Here is a 22,137-nt window from a genome sequence, read left to right on the forward strand (position 1 = left end):
GTATTCCCAGTTGCTTTTGTTGCGATTGTAAGCACCCTTGCCCTTGTCGGTAATCCTGAAATATTTACGCCGTCCACCCTGGGATTCATCGCCCCAATACCACTCGATATCACCGTCTATCTCAAGTCGTTTGACGCTGGAGTACATCGTGGCTTCCTTTAATTCATACTCGCCGCCTGAGCGCTCGGCAATCAATTTGACAATCTCGTACCCGTAGCGGTCCGCTTCGGATAAGAGCCGTAAAATCATCGTATCGGTATGCCCGCGCAGCAGGTCGGATGTGATTTTGTTCTCGCTCATGCGATCACCTCCATACCTGTATAATACGACATACTACTTTGACTGTCAAGGTAATATTTTAAATTAAGTACTTGGGTTGAAAAGTAAGCTACAGGGCAGCCCGTAAAGAACATAAATATACCGATGACTAATCCGGCTTATACATCGGTTTATGCATCGGTATGAATGTAGTAAGCTGCGCCAAGATTGACCGGATAATGGTAAAATTGAGTTAAGCTTCTTTAACGACTAATAATGAAAGGAGATTACAATGGATGAGCAATGGATTATAGCTAAACATGATCCAGAATGGAAAAGGCTGTTCAATGATATCGCTGCAAAATTAAGAACTTCATTGGGAAATTTGGCAATTCGTATTGATCATGTCGGTTCCACTTCGGTTATGGGTTTGGATGCAAAACCAATCATTGATATCCAAATATCTGTTTTAAATTGCGATGACGTTTTAAACTATAAGACCAAGATTGAAAAAGTAGGATTCGTATTGCGGGGAGAAAACCCAGACAAAACCAAGAGGTATTTTCGGGAACTGCCAGGCGCTCGTAGAACTCATATTCATGTAAGGCAAGCGGGTAGTTTTTCAGAACAAATCACTTTACTCTTTAGAGATTATTTACGCGTACACCCTGCAGATTGTGTAAGGTACGCTCAGGAAAAGCATCGATTAATGGAGCTTTTTAAGAATGAACGCCCAAAATATGTTGAAGGAAAAGGACAGATCGTTTGGGATATTATACAGAAAGCTCATATTTGGTCGCAAGAAGTAGGCTGGAAACCAGGTATATCAGATATGTAAGGTTAGCTTATTTATATTCTGAGCTCTCATGGAACTATTCGTTTGTTGAAGTAACAGGAGGGATATTACAATTATTTCGCGAATGGTAGGAGTAACAAAATTTATGATTACAGGAGGCTGCTTATGTTGAAATTATTCGAGTATAACTGGCAAGTTCGCAAAGATTGGTTTGACTGGTGCGATACGGTGAGCGAGGAAGAGTTGATGAAAAAACGGACCGGCGGCATAGGATACATCCTTCCCACGCTATATCACATTGTGGCAGTCGAGTATGGCTGGATATGTGGTGGAATACAAGAAAAAGCGATTGAAATCCCTCCGTTTGAGGAAGTGGCCAGCTTGCAGCAAATAAAAGATTTTTCCGCCCGTTGCCACTTGGAACTCGCTCCATTTGTCTATGGTTGGAATGACAGCCTGGAAGACCGCATTATGATTGATATCACGGATGAAGGGGAACGGGAAGCCCATAAATACGGGGAAGTGATGCGGCACGTGATCGCCCACGAGATCCACCATATCGGTCAATTGTCTGTATGGTCACGGGAAATCGGAAAGAAGCCGGTTACTGCAAACTTGATTGGCAGAAGGTTATTCGATAATGAACATTGATATATTCTTTTGAACTAACGGAGAGAATTGTTCCAATAGCGGGTATTGTGATTATGATATGGCAGCTGGTCGGCATGTTCGGCTGTGTTTTGATTCTGAAATAATCACGGTAACATTGGGGAATTCTATATGTGAATCGTGTATTCTCAGTCGTGAGCGATACTATTCGCTTCTAACAAAAAGCTTTTAAATCCCGAATGATTGGAACTGGACGAAATGTATGATTACCATGCCCTTTATGACCAATACCGCCCGTTGCTTTTCTCTATCGCCTACAGGATGCTCGGATTGTCTCAGGACGCCGAAGATATCGTTCAGGACGTGTTTGTAGCATTACAACAACAGAATAGTTCTGAACTCATTAATATAAAAGCGTATCTTTGTAAACTTGTCACTAATCGCTGCCTGAACGAGCTCAAATCATCGCGCAAGGCAAAGACCACCTATATCGGCCCATGGCTGCCTGAGCCGATCGTAACTGCGATAGAAGGCAATCCCGAGGAGGCGTTTGAGCTTAAAGATGATATCGCCTACGCATATCTGGTCGTGATGCAGCGACTGACGCCGATGGAAAGGGCCGTCTTTGTACTGAGGGAAACACTCGGCTTTGATTTCGAGGAAATTGGAGAATGGATCGGTAAATCTGAGGTTAATTGCCGGCAGTTGTTCAGTCGCGGAAAACGCAAGCTGGACACTAAGAAAAACGACGCCGGGGTGCCGATTTCGCCATTAAAACCTGAATTCCAGGCACTTAGTGCATCGTTCAGCGCAGCTTTTCGCGCTGGAGATATCGCCGCCATTGTTGAATTACTTAGTGAAGACGCCATCTTGCTGACAGACGGCGGCGGCAAAGTAAGGGCTGCCATTAACCCGATTATTGGCCGGAATCGCGTCCAGGCTTTGCTGACCTATTCCATTTCTAACTATCTCCGGGATGGGACTATCAAGAAGGTAGTGGTCAACGGCCATGACAGTTTTATGGTGATGTTTGATGGTAAACCGTTCGCCGTTTACTCCGTCGCTTTAAATCCTGACGGTTCGGCCATTTCTCGTGTATATGTCATGATGAATCCGGACAAACTTCAAAGCGCTGCCCGTTCGCTCGAAAGGGCAATCCTGAATTTTTTATAGATCATTGTCACAGATATGTTCCTTCAGTTGTCTTCTTTGATGTACAAACTAAAAACAAGTTTAAGGAGGAAGTTATTGATGACGAATTTAATCGCTGATATAAAGATTCCTGATAGTAAACTAGCCGTTGAAGCGGCTGATTTATTGCGTGAGCATGCCGACGACCTTCTGTGGAACCACTCGAACCGGGTATTTCTGTTTTCGGCTATGAAGGGTAACCTTAATCAAATGAAATACGATTCTGAATTGCTTTATATCAGTTCGCTTTTCCACGATATCGGCCTTACTCCCGCATTCCGAAGCACGGACAAACGCTTTGAGGTCGATGGGGCTAATGCTGCCCGCGATTTTCTTAAAAGTCGCGGTATCCCGGAAGATTCCATCCGGCTTGTATGGGATGCTGTTGCCCTGCATACATCCATCGGAATCGTCGAATATAAAGAAACCGAAGCGGCGCTTATGAATTTTGGCGTCGGTTATGATGTGGTCGGGAAGAACTTCGATTTCATCTCAGCAGAAGCGCGGCAGCAAGTCGTCGAGGCTTTTCCTCGCAACCAGTTCAAACACGACATCTTACATGCATTCTTGGAAGGCTTCAAACACAAACCGGAAACCACCTACGGAACGATTAACGCCGACGTGTGCGAACTGCTTCTTCCGGGATTTGAGCGTCCCAACTTTTGCCATCATGTCCTTCATTCCCCATGGGATGAGTAATTGACTTGAATGATCGATTGCCTTTTTTTGTTCAATAAAACAGCAGCAGTCCAGGACTTTATTTCTCGTCCATGGCTGCTGCTGTTTCGTTTTTTGAGTCAGTCTAATACTTATTTTCGGAGTCTTACGGTGTTGTAATGCACTTCAAAAGCCTCCTCAAATATGTACCGGAAAATATCTTATTACAATAAAGTGAACCTGCAAGCGTCAAGCATATATAAAATGATTCTTATTCACGAATCCTAAACACAGCGAAAATAATCATCCTCGACATTATGGGTTATGTCGTGTTATTTTTTTCAAATTACTGTACATTTTGTTATGTACACTTCGCAATTAATATTTCTTTAAGGCTCGAAAGGAGAAAAGAATATGGGCAAGAGAACAGAATTCCTTTATATGTCCGAACCAGATGTCATCAAAAGCTGGTGTTCTGGATGCGAAAATGGCATTCCGTGTTGATATGGATGGTCACCACAACCCCATTTTGACTCGGATGGAGAGTCCGATTTCATGGTAACCCTGTATTCTACTATCTTATGTAAAGAAGGTTTTATCACAAAAGTAAGAACAAAAAGGAGCAGAAGTGATGTTTGAAATAAAATCAGATCGTTTGCGTGTTGAGATTGCACACCCGAATGAAGCTCCAAATATAACTACGCGTTTCGACCGGGCGGGATTTATAACCGAAATCGTGCTTGATGAAGTGCATCGTTTCTGCGCCACGGAGCCTAATAATCTCTCCCATCCGTCTTCCGGTGGACGCGGGCTTTGCAGCGAATATTTATTCGATGTCGGCGCAGAGGCAAGGATAGGTGAGCCTTTTCCCAAATTCGGCGTCGGTCTTTTGAAGAAGTTCGAAAACGCACCGTATAAGTTCTGGGAAAGATACGAAGCCGAGCAGTACCGCATTCGTGTTGAGGAAAGTAAGGGCAGCGCCAGATTCATAACGGAACCGCGACTTTGTATTGGTTATGCAATAAGCCAAAAGAAAGATATATGGGTTAAGGATAACATGCTCATCATGCAAATCACGGTTAAGAACGAGGGAGAAAAGCCGATAAGCATCCGCGAATATTGCCATAATTTCCTTTCAATAAACTCAATGGCCCTTGGGCCGGATTACAAAATACGAATGGATTCGATCAAAGATATGGGGAAAGACGTGCTAAACGGGCATATAAAAGGTGATGGACATGGATTTACCTTTGCGCAATATTCACCTTCACCTGCCTCTGCAAAGGTGACGCTGGAAGAGATACAAATAGGCAACCCCAAAATATTTGAATGGACGATGATAAATGAAGCCTCCGGCGCCCGTGTAGACGTAAAGGACGAGATTGATATCTGCGGCATGACGATGTGGTGCGCAGATCATATAGTAAGCGTAGAAACCTTTCACAAGCTGGAGCTTGCGCCGGGTCAAAGCAATACATGGCAGCGCACCTGGATTTTTGACAACATATGAAAGAACTATTGCCCTTTTTTCGGTTTTCATTGGTCCACCTCTCTTGTTACTGGGATTCTGAACTGTACCCCGTCAAGTAGACAGTACAAAAAATAAAGAACGCTTAAGCGGCCTTGGTCCTGAATTCCATGGGACTGAGGCCGTTTAATTTTGCTTGTAATCGCTCGTAATCTGCCCTGCTTCTATTTGTCTATCAGCAAAAAGAACCCTGTATGCTCAATGGTATCCAGCAGCTCTACAACACTCTTTTTGTCAAATTTCCTTAAAAGGTTTGAAATATGGGTCTTCAATGTCGTCATTTCAGTAAAACGGACTTCAGCTATTTCCTTATACTTCATGCCGGATCGCAACAAGTGCAGTATATCCATTTCTGACGGGGTGAGTTTCAGAATTACCTGAATAGTATATGAAAGGTTCTCTTGGGCGTTTTTCAACTGGATATATTCCTTCCTCAAATACTCCGCGGCTTCCGGATGTATGATAGAGCGGTTTTGCGCAGCCCGTATTATGGTGTCGGGTAAGTCGGGTTCAGAGACGCCTTTTATAAGGTAGTCGGACGCGCCGAATAGAAACGCGTTGGAGATGTAATAGTCGGAATTCTGGACTGTATAGATGATAACTTTGGTATTTGGCCGCAGCTTGATTATCTCGCGCATCGCGTAAAGCCCCGCGAGTCTGGACTCTATTTCAATATCCATTACCGCAACGTCAGGGGCGTTATTGGCGGCGAAAGCCACCGCTTCATACCCGTTACCAACACAACCAACCAAAACAATAGCCGGATTGTTAGCCATAATGCGTGTTAGCTTATTCCGCGTTTGTTCCGAGCCGTCCACAATTAGAACTTTTATAGGGTTAACAGTCGTCTTCATGAGATCACCTTCCTGACGAAGTTGTGTAGGCAGCAGGTTGTGCTAGATAAAGAGAGTAAACGAATCTGGAAGCGTTTACAGGAAAGATGAACGATTTGAAGGCGGGATGGCTCCAAAATAAATTCTATTCTATTAATATAGATCCAGAAAGTCTAATGAAAATTCATACTTGACAAGTAGAAGTTAGCATAAAATTCCAATTAATAATGCTTTAATTAGGCCAAATGCACAAAACATGCTCAATATTATCAGTCTATTAACATTAAAGCTAGTGAAAAACTTAACCTGTGAAAAACTTAATAGTTCTTGGAGATAAGGGTATGATCGCAAGTTTTTTCATCCTTTACAATAAAGTCGGTTGAAAATTAAGATGAAATCATGAAATTCAACCAATCGAAAGGACGATTCTTATGGAACAGGCAATGCAGCAGTATCATGATATGTTGCGGGAGATGTACAGATATTATCGCAGCCAGCCTTCATATATGGAGAGACTGCTTTCTGGAAGAAAGGAAATAGTTGGGGGTTTCGCACATTTTTATAACGAACAGAAACCGGATCGGATTTACCTGATTGGAAGCGGTTCCAGCCTGAATGCCTGCAAAGCGGCAAGTGAATATATGGAAACTATCCTGGGGGTGGAAATAACCTGCGCGCCGCCCAGCAATCCGCCGGTCATCCGAGGTTCGCGCCCGCTTGTTCTGGCGGTATCTCAGGGCGGCAAGTCGTCTAACACCGTGGCTTTGCTGGAAGAGCTGCGAGGCCGAGTCCAGACCGTATCGTTTACAGCGGGCGTTGACAATCCCGTTGCGCGCATAGCAGATTTTTCTGTAGACATCTCGGTGGGCGACGAGACTGTGGGCCCCAAAACCAGAGGTGTTACAGGAACGGTGCTTTGCCTATACCTTGCCACGCTCGAAGCTGCGCTGTTATGCGGGAATTTAAGCGAGGCGGGGTATGGCAAAGAAATCGGACTGCTGGAAGAAACGATAGGATATGGCGAGCAAAACTTGGAGGCGTGCGAGGACTTTTACCGCGCTCATCTAGACGATCTGAAAACAGCTCGGCATTTCCTGTTTGTGGGTAAGGGACCGGCGGCGGCCGTGGGCGAGGAAGACGCGCTGAAAGTGTTGGAAACCCTTTGCTTACCCAGCGCGGGATATGAGTTTGAGGAATTCTTGCATGGCCCGCCTATTTGTATAAATGAGGAAACTGCCTTATTCCTCTTCAATTCTGGAGACAAAGACAGCGTCCGGATGAAAAAAATGGCGGACATCACTCGCAAAGCCAGCAAAAACAGTTACATTATTGATCGAACCGGTTCCATGCAGGGAGATCATATACTTCGGTTGAACGCGGGAGACAGTAAATTCATGTCGCCGTTCGTGGATATTTATTTTGGACAGCTTATATCGTCTCTACTGACCCAGGAACTGGGGATAGTCCGCCACCCTGCCATACGTTCAATAACTTCTGATATGGACACTAAGACATCGGATTCGGGGAAGTGATGGTTCTGTATGAAATACGTAATCGGTGTAGATGACGGAATGACAAAATATGTAATTAAAGCGATGGATTTGGAAGGGAGGACGCTGGCAGAAAAATCGAGAGGCGCGATCAACCGCAAAATAGTAGGAGAGAAAAAAGCCGAACGCTTAGTATCCGAGGTGACCGAAGCTCTTTTGAATGATTTCGGCGCTAAAATAGAAGACTGCAAATGCGTTGTCGTCGGCGCGGTGGGCATTGATTCGTCCGGAGACCTTTTAGTCGTAGAGAGCTTTTACGCAGCACTGGGCTTTCCTTGTCCCATCTTCTGTATGAACGACGGAAAGGTAGCGCTATACGGGGCGACGGGAGGCGTCGGCGTCGTGGCAATTTCAAGCGCGGGTTCTATTGTGGTCGGTCGGAATGAAACGGGAAAAATAACGCGCTCAGGAGGGTATCCTCTCACCATTATGGGCAACGAAGGCTCCGCTCAGTGGCTTGCCGTTATGGCCCTTAAGCATATGTCAAGGTGGGTGGATGAAAGCGTTCCCACAACAAAATTGGTTATGAATATGATCGAACACTTCCACGGATTTGACTCTAACAAACTGATTAAGTGCGCAAACAGCCTCCGACGCAATCTGATTAAGCCTGAAATGGCCTCTCTGGTATATAGCGCGGCAATCGATGGCGACGAGGCTGCCGTGGATATTTTGCGCAAAGGTGCCAGGGAACTCGTCAATGTGTCGCGGGAGGTGGTTCAGAAGCTGGAATTTGAAAAAGAATCCGCTTTTGTGTGTGGAATGTGGGGTAGCGTATTTCATGACTCAGCGATCTTTGCGGATGAGTACAGGCGGCTCTTTTTGCAGGAATACCCTAATTCCAGCCTGGTATGCCCGCAGGTTGACGGCGCGGACATCGCGGCGCAGATGGCTTTGGATTATCTAGGCGGCGGAATACCGTTTATTACTGAGCTAGAGGAAAAATAACCAATAGGAGGAGGCCAGAGTATTGAGCGCCTCATTTACGGAAAGAACGCAAACGCAAAAATTCAGAAACCTTTTGAGATTGATTTGGAAATACAGGATGGTTTACACCTTATTGGCTCCGGGTCTTATCTGGTACATCATTTTTGTTTACGGACCCATGGGTGGACTTACCTTAGCTTTTAAAAGCTATCAGGTGAGCGGCGGAATATGGGGCAGCCCGTGGGTTGGCATGGAGAACTTCAAATATATATTTGTGGATCAGGCGTTTATACATTCGGTAGTTCGTACCTTGGAAATCAACTTGGGAAGAATGGTCTTTCAGTTCCCGATGGCAATTGTGATTGCCTTTCTTTTAAATGAAGTGATTTTCCTAAGGATGAAAAAAAGTTTGCAAACGATACTCACGTTTCCGCATTTTTTATCATGGGTGGTACTATCAAGCGTTCTGATTACTATTTTGTCTTACGACGGGTTTGTTAACGGCATTATTAAGGCGTTTGGCCTTAAATCTTTTAATTTTTTAGGAAATGAATCCATTTTTGTCCCTTTGCTGTACATTACTGAGATCTGGAAGAGTTCAGGCTGGGGGGCAATCATCTACCTGGCGGCCATATCTGGCATTGATGCAGAGCAATACGAGGCCGCGGCTATTGATGGGGTAAACCGGTTTCAAAGAATGTTCCACATTACGGTGCCCGGTATTATGCCCACGATCATTGTTATGTTTATCCTCACCATGGGCGGTCTGATGTCCACGGGATTTGATCAGATTTTCAATCTGAGCAATGACGCGGTACGCGACGTAGCTGAAACTTTGGATATGTATATTTATAAAATCTCATTCCAAAGCGCGCCGGATTTTTCTTACTCAACGGCGGTAAGCCTTTTCCGTTCCGTAATTAATATGGCATTATTATTGGCGGCTGACCGCATCGCAAAACTGATGGGTAAAGATGGCTTAATGGGCTAGAGAGGAGGCGAGGGTCATATGAAATCAACTAAAAGCTTGAAAAGAAAGACGATAGGCGATTATCTTATTCCTGCTATTTTGATTATATGGGGATTAATAGTTTTGTTTCCGTTTTTCAGCGTCATCGTCATTTCCTTTACATCAGAGGCCGAATACATTAAAACCCCGTTGCTTCTCTTCCCAATGGAACCGACGCTGGAATCGTATAAACGGATATTTGAGGACGGGCGTATCGCGAGCGGTTATTTTACTACATTTAAGCTCCTGGCAATGTCGTTGCCGCTCAGTTTATTTCTTACCACAAGTTTTGCTTACGGGATGAGCCGCAAAAATTTTCCCGGGCGCAAATTCATCTTCTACTTTGTGTTGATCGCTATGATTTTTGACGGCGGAATCATCCCTTTGTATATGCTAATGAAGGATCTGCACCTGGTGCCCAATAATTTATGGGCTGTTGTTCTGGCAAACACAGTGAGTACCTTTTACATGATTCTCATGCACAATTTTTTCAAAGCCCTGCCTGATTCGCTTATGGAATCAGCGAGGATAGACGGAGCGGGGGAATGGCGGATTCTTGCCAATATTGTTCTGCCGCTGTCCGCGCCCGTACTTGCCACAATAACCTTGTTCTACACAGTGGACCGCTGGAATGAATGGTTTCACCCTATGCTTTTTTTGCAAAGAGGGGAGCTTCAACCGCTGCAACTGGTGCTGCGAAGCATTGTAATCGATGCGCAAATGGACATGGTGAAAACCGGCGGGAACACGATCGAGCTGGCGTCAAATTTCGCTATGGGAGTAAAAACGGCCGCTATCATATGTACCATGCTTCCGGTTATGCTGTTCTTCCCGTTCCTGCAAAAATACTTTGTGAAGGGTATTATGGTCGGCGCGGTAAAATAACAATATTGCGCCGAATTGTAATATATAAAAAAAAAAGGGAGGATAATTTTTTATGAAAAAAACAAAAACACTCACGTCTCTGCTTGTGACGGTCATGCTGGCCGGTGTTGTTTCAGCATGTTCGTCAAATGAGACCACATCCCCGGCCGCATCCGCACCGGCGCCGTCGGGAGCCACGGGGCAAGAACAAAATAAGTATGCCGAGCATATGACAATTTCGTATGCCGTCGGCAGTAATAACCTTGACGTAAACGACGATGATTTTGCAAAAATTTGGAAGGATAAGTTCAACTTTGACTGGGAAATCAGGCCGGTAGCATCCAATAACAACAGTGAAACATTCCGCATCTGGATCAATTCCGGCGATATGGCCGATATCGGGAGCTGGAACTATAATCATTCAGAGTATGTATCCTATGTAAAGCAGGGACTGCTTAAGGAATTGCCTGAAGGCTGGCGTGAGAAGTGGCCGAACCTCGCTGCGTCCCAAGATGCGACAGGAATTGCCAAATACGTTTCGGATCAAGTGGGCAGTGACAATATTCTGTTTAAGCCTATCATGGGTGACAACTATCCGCTTGACACGCTGATCGACAACTCGGGAATGTGGTACCGCGCAGATTGGTTCCGTGCCGTTGGCGCCGAAGTAAAGGATTCTTACAGCATTACTGAACTCATGGATATCGCGCGGAAGGTCAAGCAACAGGATCCCGGCAAAGTAGGCAAGGCGCTGATTCCTATTATCTTTCCCACATCGGACCTTCCTCATCTCTTCATACACCCCAACGCTACACACTACCGGGATGTCTCTCAGTTCTATCAGGACGCTGACGGAGTGTTTCATTGGGGACTCGCCGATCCGGATATCCTGGTAGGATTGAAGCTGTGGCGGCAGGCCTATGACGAGGGGCTGTTGCATCCTGAATTCTACAATCTGCCAGGCGGAAGGGAAACGGAAGCGCAACTGAGTACCGCCGGCGTTGCTGCGATGAATGCCTCCTCGGGTATGGGCTCCGTGGGCACCCGGCAGGCCAGCTTTATGAGCACGAATTTAGACGTTGATCCTGACGAGGCATTGAACTTTGCGTTTATTACGGATGACAAGGGCACTTATCGGGGCAGTGAAGCCCCCAACTTCGCCGGTAGTCTTATATTCAACCCGAAACTGGATGATGCCAAGTTTGAACGGATACTCGACATTCTCGACGAGTCCGCTTCCGAGGAAGGGCAGAAACTCATTAACATGGGTATTGAAGGCACTGATTGGGAAACAAAGCCCGACGGCACGATTACTAACTTGAACGGGGACATCCAAATTTCCGACAAATACAAGAGTATCCAGGACTTATGGCCCAACCTGGTCCGTCTGCGCGACGATTATCAGTTGGTTAATCCGACATTGCCGCAGATTTGGCGCGATAAAGGCCTCAATCAGTATATTGAGAAAGCCAAGGTCATTGATTTCAATAATCCCGAGATTTTTGCGAAACTCGACCCGGACGTATACTTTTATAATTCACCCGCGCGTACCCGCGCTGTCATGGACCTCAATGCAGAATTAGCGGGAATTGTTCTGAAGGGACCTGATGTAGAGGCCAACTGGAAAGCTTGGGTCAAAGCAAAGATGCCACTGATTCAGCCTGTTCTGGACGAGCTTACCGCGATGAAGAAAAAATAGGATGTAAACAGAAAAGTCAAAAACACCTTCCCATTTGATTGATCCGGTAAAACAGACAATAAACAGGAAGCCCCCGGCTGCAGGATAATAAATCTGCAACTGGGGGTAATATTGACATGAAAATTGCTGCTATGAATGGTGGAACGGCCAACTACCCCGAAGGGACGATGTGGAGTGAGCGGAAGAAAGAAGTTATTCATTGATGGCAGGTGGGTTGAAGCTCAAAACTACGAGACTCTGAAATCGCCCTACTCAGAGGAGACGATCGCTGAAATTCCTCAAGCTACGATACAGGAGACCGAATCTGCTATCGCCGCTGCCGATCGTGCCGCTAAGGCCATGGCTGCGATGTCGAGCCATCAGAGAGCCGAAATTTTGGGTAAAGTTACATCGCTCCTGACCGAGCGAGCCGAGGAGGCAGCCCGGCTGATTGCCGCGGAAGCCGCCAAGCCGCTTGCCATGGCCCGCGCGGAAGTGCAGCGTACGATCATGACCTATAAGTTTTCCTCGGAGGAAGCAAGGCGCATTCACGGTGAGCAAATCGCGGTTGACGCCGCGCCTGGCGGGGAGAACCGGACAGCCTACACCGTCAGAGAGCCGCTTGGAGCCGTCGGTGCCATTACGCCATTCAACTTTCCGATGAATCTTGTCGCCCATAAGGTCGGGCCTGCGATTGCAGCCGGCAATTCGGTCGTTTTGAAACCTGCTTCGCAAACCCCGCTAAGTTCGTTTTTCGTGGCGGAATTGTTTGCTGAAGCCGGTCTTCCCGCCGGAGCATTAAATGTTGTGACGGGGAGTGGAAGGACAGTTGGCGACAAGATCGTGACGGACCCGCGTATCAAAGCCGTGACGTTTACGGGAAGTCCGGAAGTCGGAATGGAAATTCGCAGCAGAGCGGGGTTAAAGCGGGCGACCTTGGAACTCGGCTCGAATTCGGCGTTGATCGTCGATCGGGACGTTGACATCGACGAAATTATTGCCCGTTGCGTCACTAGCTCGTTCAGTTTCCAGGGGCAGGTGTGCATTTCGCTACAGCGGATTTACGTTCATGAAGCGATTTACGACACGTTTGTCAACAAGTTCGTAGAGACGACACACAAGCTGACCATCGGAGACCCACTGGACGAAAGGACCGATCTTTCCGCCTTGATCAGCCGGAAAGACGTCGAGCGAACGTTGAGCTGGATTGAGGAAGCCAAACAGAACGGTGCGGTGATCGCCACAGGGGGAACCGCTGAACGCAATATTGTTCTGCCTACGGTTTTGCTCGGAGTCGATCCGAAGACGAAAGTTTCCTGCCAGGAAGCTTTTGCGCCTGTCGTGCTAATCAATAAGGTGAAATCCGTTGAGGAGGCCGTGAATTACGTCAACGACTCGCGCTTCGGACTGCAAGCCGGCATTTATACCTCGAACATGCATAATGCTTTCAGCGCGGCAAAAAAACTGCATGTCGGAGGTGTGATGCTCAACGATACACCTTCTTTTCGGGTGGACCAAATGCCCTACGGCGGCGTGAAAGACAGCGGCATGGGCCGCGAGGGAGTCAAATATGCCGTTGAGGAATTGACGGAAATGAAGTTGATCGTGATTAACCATAATATAACGCACGCCCGTCAATGAGAGGGGATTCACCATGATTATCGGGATTCCAAAAGAAATCAAAAATAATGAGAATCGTGTCGCCATTACGCCATCCGGAGTGTTGAGCCTGGTCGGACGAGGTCATCAGGTATTCGTCGAGTCGGGCGCCGGAGCGGGCAGCGGTTTTGCGGATGAGGATTATTCGAAGGCCGGAGCGCAGATCGCGGCGGCGTCCGATGTTTGGTCGCAGGCGGAGATGATTCTCAAGGTCAAGGAGCCGCTGCCGCCCGAGTACATGTATTTTCGAGAAGGGCTGATTCTGTTCACTTATTTGCATTTGGCAGCCGAGCGCAAGCTTGCCCAAGCTCTCGTGGATAGCGGCGTAACCGCTGTTGCGTATGAAACGGTGGAGACAGGCGGGAGGTTGCCGCTGCTTACCCCGATGAGCGAAGTGGCCGGCAGAATGTCGGTGCAGATCGGCGCGCAATTTTTGGAAAAACCGCACGGAGGAATCGGAATTTTATTGTCCGGCATCCCGGGAGTCAAACGCGGCAAGGTGACAATTGTCGGCGGCGGCGTCGTCGGAACGAATGCGGCCAAAATCGCGATCGGGCTCGGCGGAGACGTCACAATTATCGATTCCAATCCTGATCGGCTTCGCGCGTTGGATGATCTGTTCGGAAAATCCGTGAACACGGTGATCTCGAATCCGGCGAACATCGCGGAATGCGTGAAGGAGTCGGATCTGGTCATCGGAGCGGTACTCATTCCCGGTGCGAAAGCGCCCAGACTCGTCTCGGAAGAAATGGTTAAGACGATGAAACCCGGCTCCGTCATCGTCGACGTCGCCGTAGACCAGGGAGGTATTTTTGAAACGGTCGACAGCGTGACGACGCATGACAATCCTACTTATATCAAGCACGGCGTTGTTCATTACGCGGTCGCCAACATGCCGGGTGCGGTGTCGCGGACTTCCACCATCGGACTTACCAACGTTACGATGCCTTATGTCCTGGAAATCGCGGACAAGGGATTGGCAAGCGCGGTGAACGGGAATCCTGCCTTGGCCAAAGGCTTGAATGTAACGGAAGGACAGGTCACCTGCGCTCCGGTCGCAAGAGATCTCGGCTTCCCTTACGTTCCTTACGAGAAGATACTGCTGGTAAACACCAAATAAACCGGATCCCAGGGAAATAGGGAGCGGGAGTGGAGGGTTAACAACGTGAACGTTTTAGAAATCGCCGTCCTGCCGGGCGACGGCATCGGCAAGGAAGTGATGCCGGAAGCGCTCGAAGTGCTGCGCTGCATCGCACAGATTCACGGCGGTCTTCGTTTCGATTTTGTCGAGTTTCCGTGGAACTGCGAATTCTACTGCGAGACGGGCAAAATGATGCCGGATGACGGGTTGGACACACTTGCGGGCTTTAATGGCGTTTTTCTCGGCGCAGTCGGCGATCCACATCTCGTGCCGGATCACATCTCGCTCTGGGGATTGCTGCTCAAAATCCGCAAAGGCTTCCGCCAGACGATCAATCTCCGCCCGGCCAAGCAATTAAAAGGCGTCGCATCGCCGCTGGTGAACCCCAAAAACTTCGACCTGGTTGTCGTTCGGGAGAACAGCGAAGGAGAATACAGCGAGATTGGCGGGAGAATTCATCAAGGCGAGGATGAAGTCGCGATCCAGAACGCTGTATTTACGCGCAAAGGGTCCGAAGCGGCGATGCGTTATGCCTTCGAGTTGGCGCAGAAAAGAAGAGGACATGTGACGAGTGCAACCAAGTCGAACGGGATTTATCATACGATGCCGTTCTGGGATCAGATTTTCAAGGAAGTGCAGACCGACTATCCCGAAGTGAAAACCAGCTCGTATCATATCGATGCGCTTGCCGCGTTTTTTGTCAGCCGTCCGCAGCTGTTCGATGTGGTGGTGGCCAGCAACTTGTTCGGCGATATTTTGACCGATCTTGGGGGAGCCATTATGGGAAGCATCGGAATCGCCCCTTCCATCAATATCAATTTGGACGGCAAATATCCATCCATGTTCGAGCCGGTACACGGTTCCGCTCCTGATATATACGGCAAAGGCATCGCAAATCCCGTCGGCCAGATTTGGACGGCGAAGATGATGCTCGATTATTTTGGCGAAGAGGAACTCGGAACCGCGCTTCTTCAGGTCATCGAAGATGTCATGGAAAGCGGGATCCGTACGGCGGATGTCGGCGGAACGGCATCGACGCAAGAGGTCGGGGAAGCGATCCGGGAAAGGCTTCGTCGTTTGAATTAAAGAGAGCAGCAATGGGTTGAATTGTACCCTTTTCATTATAAATTCGGCGTGAGGAGAAGAAAGATGGCTGATAATCAACGATTGATGGAACTGGATCGTAAGCATATTTTGCATCCGACCAGCCCGATTAAGGATCATTACGAACAGGGACCGTCTGTCATCATGCAGCGGGGCGAAGGCATTTATGTGTACGATACCGAAGGAAAACAGTATCTCGACGGGTTATCCTCCCTATGGAACGTCAATGTGGGCCACGGGAGGCAGGAACTGGCGCAAGCGGCTATGGAGCAAATGAGCAAGTTGGCCTACAGCCACTCCTTCAACCGGTTTTCCCATGAGCCAGCCATCCTGCTGGCCGAGAAAATAGCGTCTCTCGCACCCGCCGATTTGAACGTCTGCCATTTCACATCGGGCGGCTCGGAATCGAACGATACTGTATTTAAATTGATTCGCCATTATTTCAAATTGAAGGGCGAGACGAACCGCTATAAAATCATCGCCCGCTATCGCGCCTACCATGGCGTGACGATGGGCGCGACGAGCGCCACCGGCATCCCGGTATTCCGCCAGATGGGCGGACCGCTCGCCGATGGATTCGTGCAAGCGGGCGCTCCATACAGCTATCGCTGCGACAAGTGCGAATCTTGCGCCGAAGGCGGCGCCGCCTGTGCGGTGCAAAGTATGGAGGAGGCGATTCTCCGGGAAGGTCCTGACACAGTGGCGGCGGTTATTGTCGAACCGATTCAGGGAGCAGGCGGAGTCATCGTTCCGCCTCCCGGATACATGAAAGAAATCCGCCGTCTTTGCGACAAGTACGGCATTCTGATGATCGCCGACGAGGTCATTACCGGCTTCGGACGAACCGGGAAATGGTTCGGCATGGAACACGAGGGTGTGGTTGCCGACCTGATGACGTTCGCGAAAGGGATTACGAGCGGGTACGTTCCGCTTGGAGGCGTGATTTTGAACGACGGCTTGCATAAGGAGCTTGCGGAGCTGTCTACCGCGGTATTGCCTCATGGATATACCTATAGCGGACATCCGACCGCTTGCGCAGTGGCGCTTAAAAATCTGGAGATCATCGAACGGGAAAATCTGGTCGCGAATGCTGCCGCCATGGGCCAAGTTCTTAGCGCCGGGCTGGAGCAGTTGAAGCGGGATTCGGATATTGTAGGCAACGTCACGTACCGGGGGCTGCTCGCTTCGGTTGAGCTCGTCGAAGACAAGGCGGACAAACGGGCGTTTCCGGCAGCCAAGATGGCTGCGCAGCTCGTATTCGACAAGGCGAAGGAAAAAGGTCTGATCACGCGCGCGATCTCGATCGATAATACGGACATCATAGCCCTATGTCCTCCTTTGACCATTCAGAAGGATCAGGTGGAGTCGCTCATAGACATCCTGGCGACATCGATTGCGGATGCACGGAAGGAACTGTTGGGTTGACAGCCGAAATCCCATGCGCATGATTCGTGCAAAATCTATTACATGCGCGCCGGGGAGCGGACGGGCTTGGCTTTCAGCCGCTCGTCCTGTTCGCCAGGAGAAAAACATTTTGGCGCGATTTCTTGAAATATAAGAAAGTATAAAATTCCGTCATACTTTGCTTCTATTTTTGATGAAGAAACTAACTCTTTCGCCAGAGGACGGCAGAGCCGTTTCTTCTTAACCTTATAGAATTTATAAGTTTCACATTTATTCATTTCTATAAGGTCTGAGGGAAGAAACTTACTGTGCCACCAGAGGACGGCGACAGCCGTTTCTTCTTGCGTACTTGAACAGTAGTATTTTGGAAGAAACAAGGAGGGGGAACGGACTTGGGAGAAACCTTAAGCGTGCTGGGCGCAGGGCTGATGGGCCATTCCATCGCGCTGACGGCGGCATGGGCCGGTTTTTCGGTCGTTTTGCAGGGGAACAGTGAAGCCGGTCTGGAGCGCGCGGACAAAGGAATTTGCGACAAGCTGGCGTTGCTGGCCGATAACGGTCTGATCAAGCAGGAGGACATTGCGACGGTGCGCGGGCGCATCCGCACAACGGTTTCGGTGCCGGACGCTGTAGCGAACGCGAGCTTCGTTATCGAGTCGATTCCCGAGCAGCTGGAGCTGAAGCGGCAGCTTTACGAGCAGCTGGATGCGTTGTGCGATGAAAGCGTTGTATTGGCGAGCAATACGTCCGGGCTGAGCCCGACGGCGATTGCCGAGCGGATGAAGCGGCCGGAGCGGATGGTCGTCACACACTTTTGGAATCCTGCGCATTTGCTGCCTCTCGTCGAGGTCGTACGCGGGGAGAAAACCGACGACAAGACGGCGGATCGGGCGATGCAGCTGCTGCGGGCTATGGACAAAAAACCGATTCTCGTGAAAAAGGATGTGCTCGGATCGGTTGGTAACCGGCTTCAGTATGCGCTGTTCCGGGAGGCGCAGTATATTTTGGAGCAGGGCATCGCCAGCAAGGAGGATATTGACGCCGCCGTGACGTACAGCCTCGGGCGCCGGCTCCCCATAACCGGTCCGTTCATGACGGCCGACATGGGCGGTCTTGAAGTGTTTGACGCCATTTCGGGCTATTTGTTCGCCGATTTGAGCAAGGCCGATCAATCGCTCGACGCTATGCGCGCGCTGGTTGACAGCGGCAAATACGGGCTAAAAACCGGCGCCGGCTTTTACGGGTGGGACGAAGCATTTTCCGCGCAAATGACCAAGGCCCGGGAGCAGGAGCTCATTCGGTATTTGAAGCGCGATATGGGGCTGGAATAGCCTGAATTTCGAATGAATCATTCTAACCACTGAAACCCGATTAACGTCGTTGTTGTGCAACAATACCGCTATGATCCGATTTCGCCGAATCAATGGGCCGTTTTTCTCACGAACGGCCCGATCGATCGCCCTTTTGAAATGTGCGACCGGATTTTTAAAAAAAGGAAGGTGGTTTTACAATGTATCAACCCCTACTCGATCAGCTCAAGGAGAGCCGGTATATCCGCAGGTCCATGAAAGTGGACGAATCGGATTCCGCTTATGAACGCTGGCGCAAGAAGCCCATTTTGAAGTCCCGTGAGCTTCAACTGTGCGAAAATTTTGATACCCTGATCCAAAAAGGCCCAGGCACCATACACAGGGATTTTACAAACACCATATCCGGCAAGGGAAGCGTCCGGTTGGATACACCCACTTCAACCGCCGTCAAAAGACCAAACAACCGCAGATATGACGAACCCGGCATATTATTTCCGCTGCAGCACGAAAACCTCTATGAGTACAACCGCATCTCACTGTGGGTCTATGTGGACTCTCCCGGTTTTTCCAACCAATTTGTCCTGGTGGCACTGCACAATGAGGGTGAGCACATCATGCCCGTGCCCGGCCGTTTTGAGGGCATGCATCACGCTGACATGACGCCCGGCCAGTGGACACAGATTATCTGGGAGCTCCCCGATATCTACCGCGACAATGTCACCGGCATCTCGGTATACACTTTCCTGCCCGGATCACCCATGAATGCCTCGGACAGCATGTCCCTTTATATTGACGATTTGCGGATTGAAACGGTAGAGCCCGAAAAGAGCCGCGGCTGGGACCTTCCATCAGGTACCATAGCATACTGTCACAGCGGCTACCTGAGTGATGCGCGCAAACAGGCGCTGTTACAGGGCTCCGATGCTGAAACCTTTTCATTGGCCGATGACAAGGGTAAAACCGTGTATACCGGCAAAGTAACGACTTGCGAAAACGGCTTTGGCCTTGTGGATTTCTCCGGTTTTAAAACACCCGGCTTCTATACTATTACTGCAGGGGATTTCACTTCCAAAGCCTTTCCCATCGGCCCGGACGCATTTCTCGCCGCCGCCTGGAAGAGCCTTAGCTTCTTCTTCACCGAGCGCTGCGGCTTCGAAGTACCGGAGCTTCACATCGAATGCCACCTCGATACCTTCTGCAAACACCCCGACGGGCGCACTATACCTGTACATGGCGGCTGGCACGATGCAGCAGATTTATCGCAGGCTATTGATAAAACCGCAGATGTAATTGTCGCCATGCTGGACCTCGGCGACGCCACCCGTGAAACGCAGCCGGAGCTTTCCGAACGCGTACTGGAGGAAGCCCGCTGGGGACTGAACTGGGCGATGCGCACCCGTTTTGGCGACGGCTACCGTCATACCAGCCTCACTAAGGGCATCTGGACCAAGAATTACCGCGGCGATAAGGACGACATGACGGGGGAGGCGAAGAATACTGCCATTCATAACTACACCGCCGCCTATACCTGTGCCTACGGCGCACCGTTTTACAAATGGGACAGGAATTTCTACGACTGGTGTGTCAAGTGCGCCAGTGAAGACTTTTTCTTTGCCGAAGATACGATTGCAGCTTCGAACGATAACAGTTTGATGTCTGAGCGTATCGCAGTGGCCACTTCCGCTGCTGCCATGCTCTACCGCGTGACTGGCGAGACACGCTTTCTTGACGCGGCGGCGAACCGTGCACGGCAGCTGGCCCAATGCCAGCAGCTGGAGCGCAGGACGGACTTTTCCCTTCCGCTGCACGGCTACTTCTACGAAGATCGTGATAAAACAAGGCCCATCAGCTTTTACCACCGCAGTTATGAGCATTTCTTCATGAAGGGCTTCACACTGCTGCTCGTCGACGCGCCGGATCACCCGGATGCGGGGCTGTGGAGGCAGTGCGTGGATGCTTACACCGACTACATCAAGGAAACCGCACACGTAATGGAGCCCTACGGCATATTGCCGGCAGGCGTATACGAAGTCGGCAACACTGATTATTCCAAGATGTCGCACGAGGGGTCAAAAGACATTGGCGGTCCGACGCTCGAAGAATATAATGCGCAGGTGAAAAACGGGATCAAGCTGAACGAAAACACGTATCTGCGCAGATTTCCGGTGTCCTACCAGTTCCGTGGCTTTCATGCGACCTTACTGAGCAAGGCCAAAAACGTTTTCACCCTGGCAAGGTTCCTTGGCGACCGCGAGCTTTATGACATAGCGGCCAGGCAATTGGAATATGTTCTGGGCTTTAACCCCTTCGCCATGAGCACTATGTATGGAGAAGGCTATGATTATCCTCTGCTCTACGGCGGCTTTGCAGGCCAACCTGTGGGCGCAGTGCCTGTCGGCTTCGAGACTTTCGAAAACGAAGACGAGCCATACATGCCCATGCAAAACAACTGCACCTATAAGGAGGTATGGGTGTGTAGCACTGCGCGCGTGATGTGGAGTATTGCAGAGGTTTACAAGGGCATCTGATTCTTCATTTCCGCCATAAGCGTCAAATCCGGCACACGAGATCTATTCGACTTCCAGCGCGTGCTTCCGGGCGGCAAGGGTCGGCTTGCAATTACATGCGATATCCCGTTTCAGTGTCAACACGGTTAAGCAGGGGTTCACCCGCCTGCAGATGGCGCAGGTTTTCAAACCAGACCTCGATGATGGAAGGATAGATTTCACCGAATTCGTCACCGCCGGCGCAATGGGGAGTAATCATCGCCGTTTTGATATTCCATAGGCGATGGCTTTTAGGAAGAGGCTCCGGCTCCACCACGTCGAGGCCGGCTCCCGCCAGCGCGCCGCTTTCCAACGCGTCGCAGAGCGCCTCGGTGTCGACGGCTGAACCCCGTCCCACATTGAGCAGGAAAGCCCCTTGCTTCATCTTCGCGATGCGCTCGCGGCTGAATAAGCCCTCCGTGTCCGGGTGATTCGGCAGACACAGAGCTACAATGTCGCATTGCGGCAGGATGTCGTCAATCTGATTCATACGATACAGAGCTTCCAGATAATCAGGTTTTTTGTCGACTTGCCGGCGAATGCCGAAAACCCTCGCGCCCAGCGCGTGCATTTTTTGAGCATAGCGGGCGCCGATATCGCCGATGCCGACGACCAGCACGGAAGAGCGCGCTACGATCCCGATGCGTCCCAGATGACTCCAACTGCGCTCATGCTGGAGATCGCGGTACAGGTGAAGCTTGCGCATGAGGACGAGCGTATCGGCAAGCAGAAATTCGGAGATGGCAAGCCCGTAAGCGCCGGAGCAGTTGCACAGCAAAGCGCCCTTCGGCAACACGCCCGGCTGCACATACTGGTCATGCCCGGCTGTCTGGAGCTGCAGCCATTCCAATCTCTCACATAGGGAAAGCTGCTCTTCGTTGGGGTTCCCCCAGATATAGGAGGCTCGTTTGAGCGCTTCTTCCGAAGGAGGCTGCTTCTCGCAGTAAACAATATCGAGCCCGGGCGCTTGCGCCTCCAGTTTAGCGCGAAATTCAGGTAAAAAGGTCATCATGACAAGCAGGGTCTTTTTCATCCGCACATTCCTCCCATGCTGTTGATAATGGAGAGCGAGC

19 protein-coding genes are annotated in these 22,137 nt (G+C 49.6%); 16 read left to right on the top strand and 3 right to left on the bottom strand.

All coding sequences use genetic code 11. From position 1 onward, the window contains the following. Positions 1 to 300: PadR family transcriptional regulator (locus AC0YOA_RS36890; protein WP_475790743.1), on the bottom strand; the 300-nt coding region annotated here is incomplete at its 3' end. Positions 301 to 550: 250 nt separating this feature from the next. Here AC0YOA_RS36890 and AC0YOA_RS36895 point away from each other — a divergent pair. From AC0YOA_RS36895 to AC0YOA_RS36915, 5 genes are all read left to right on the top strand, one after another. Then, a complete protein-coding gene (locus AC0YOA_RS36895; RefSeq protein ID WP_475790744.1) occupies positions 551 to 1,096 on the top strand; it encodes a GrpB family protein in 546 nt (181 codons plus the stop codon). A 123-nt stretch (positions 1,097 to 1,219) separates the two neighbouring features. After that, positions 1,220 to 1,705: a DinB family protein gene (locus AC0YOA_RS36900; protein WP_475790745.1), complete on the top strand. Its 486-nt coding sequence runs from the start codon at positions 1,220 to 1,222 to the stop codon at positions 1,703 to 1,705. Positions 1,706 to 1,921: 216 nt separating this feature from the next. Further along, complete coding sequence (sigJ, locus tag AC0YOA_RS36905; RefSeq protein ID WP_475790746.1) at positions 1,922 to 2,836, top strand: RNA polymerase sigma factor SigJ; 915 nt, start codon at positions 1,922 to 1,924, stop codon at positions 2,834 to 2,836. 78 nt (positions 2,837 to 2,914) lie between these two features. After that, positions 2,915 to 3,553 carry an HD domain-containing protein gene (locus AC0YOA_RS36910; RefSeq protein ID WP_475790747.1) on the top strand — a complete coding sequence of 213 codons (639 nt, stop codon included), beginning with the start codon at positions 2,915 to 2,917 and terminating at the stop codon, positions 3,551 to 3,553. A gap of 589 nt (positions 3,554 to 4,142) precedes the next feature. Beyond that, complete coding sequence (locus AC0YOA_RS36915; RefSeq protein ID WP_475790748.1) at positions 4,143 to 5,021, top strand: hypothetical protein; 879 nt, start codon at positions 4,143 to 4,145, stop codon at positions 5,019 to 5,021. Positions 5,022 to 5,203: 182 nt separating this feature from the next. Here the strand turns inward: AC0YOA_RS36915 and AC0YOA_RS36920 are convergent, their stop codons facing one another. Then, a complete protein-coding gene (locus AC0YOA_RS36920; RefSeq protein ID WP_475790749.1) occupies positions 5,204 to 5,893 on the bottom strand; it encodes a response regulator in 690 nt (229 codons plus the stop codon). Between the two features lie 410 nt (positions 5,894 to 6,303). On the opposite strand from AC0YOA_RS36920, the gene AC0YOA_RS36925 reads away from it, so the two are divergent. From AC0YOA_RS36925 to AC0YOA_RS36975, 11 genes are all read left to right on the top strand, one after another. Then, positions 6,304 to 7,404: an SIS domain-containing protein gene (locus AC0YOA_RS36925; protein ID WP_475790750.1), complete on the top strand. Its 1,101-nt coding sequence runs from the start codon at positions 6,304 to 6,306 to the stop codon at positions 7,402 to 7,404. 9 nt (positions 7,405 to 7,413) lie between these two features. Further along, positions 7,414 to 8,370, top strand: a complete 957-nt coding sequence (locus AC0YOA_RS36930) for a BadF/BadG/BcrA/BcrD ATPase family protein (protein ID WP_475790751.1) — start codon at positions 7,414 to 7,416, stop codon at positions 8,368 to 8,370. Positions 8,371 to 8,392: 22 nt separating this feature from the next. Beyond that, on the top strand, positions 8,393 to 9,340 hold the full coding sequence (locus AC0YOA_RS36935; protein ID WP_475790752.1) for an ABC transporter permease: 948 nt from the start codon (positions 8,393 to 8,395) through the stop codon (positions 9,338 to 9,340). Between the two features lie 18 nt (positions 9,341 to 9,358). Beyond that, positions 9,359 to 10,243 (top strand): carbohydrate ABC transporter permease, encoded by an 885-nt coding sequence (locus AC0YOA_RS36940; RefSeq protein WP_475772751.1) that lies wholly within the window; start codon positions 9,359 to 9,361, stop codon positions 10,241 to 10,243. A gap of 52 nt (positions 10,244 to 10,295) precedes the next feature. Then, positions 10,296 to 11,921: a type 2 periplasmic-binding domain-containing protein gene (locus AC0YOA_RS36945; protein WP_475790753.1), complete on the top strand. Its 1,626-nt coding sequence runs from the start codon at positions 10,296 to 10,298 to the stop codon at positions 11,919 to 11,921. Positions 11,922 to 12,095: 174 nt separating this feature from the next. Next, entirely contained in the window at positions 12,096 to 13,541 is a 1,446-nt protein-coding gene (locus tag AC0YOA_RS36950) for an aldehyde dehydrogenase family protein (RefSeq protein ID WP_475790754.1), read from the top strand. Between the two features lie 13 nt (positions 13,542 to 13,554). Further along, the gene (gene ald / locus AC0YOA_RS36955; RefSeq protein WP_475790755.1) at positions 13,555 to 14,679 is read left to right on the top strand and encodes an alanine dehydrogenase; all 1,125 of its coding nucleotides are present in this window, start codon (positions 13,555 to 13,557) and stop codon (positions 14,677 to 14,679) included. Positions 14,680 to 14,724: 45 nt separating this feature from the next. Next, positions 14,725 to 15,786, top strand: coding sequence for a tartrate dehydrogenase (locus AC0YOA_RS36960; protein WP_475790756.1), 1,062 nt, complete (start codon positions 14,725 to 14,727; stop codon positions 15,784 to 15,786). 63 nt (positions 15,787 to 15,849) lie between these two features. After that, a complete protein-coding gene (locus AC0YOA_RS36965; RefSeq protein ID WP_475790757.1) occupies positions 15,850 to 17,229 on the top strand; it encodes an aminotransferase family protein in 1,380 nt (459 codons plus the stop codon). 371 nt (positions 17,230 to 17,600) lie between these two features. After that, the gene (locus AC0YOA_RS36970) at positions 17,601 to 18,539 is read left to right on the top strand and encodes a 3-hydroxyacyl-CoA dehydrogenase family protein (RefSeq protein WP_475790758.1); all 939 of its coding nucleotides are present in this window, start codon (positions 17,601 to 17,603) and stop codon (positions 18,537 to 18,539) included. A gap of 179 nt (positions 18,540 to 18,718) precedes the next feature. Further along, a complete protein-coding gene (locus AC0YOA_RS36975; RefSeq protein WP_475790759.1) occupies positions 18,719 to 21,046 on the top strand; it encodes a glycoside hydrolase family 9 protein in 2,328 nt (775 codons plus the stop codon). Between the two features lie 91 nt (positions 21,047 to 21,137). On the opposite strand, the gene AC0YOA_RS36980 is transcribed toward AC0YOA_RS36975, so the two are convergent. Further along, entirely contained in the window at positions 21,138 to 22,097 is a 960-nt protein-coding gene (locus AC0YOA_RS36980; protein WP_475790760.1) for a D-2-hydroxyacid dehydrogenase, read from the bottom strand. Positions 22,098 to 22,137: the final 40 nt, after the last annotated feature.

Source organism: Paenibacillus sp. JT22N12 (assembly GCF_056269365.1).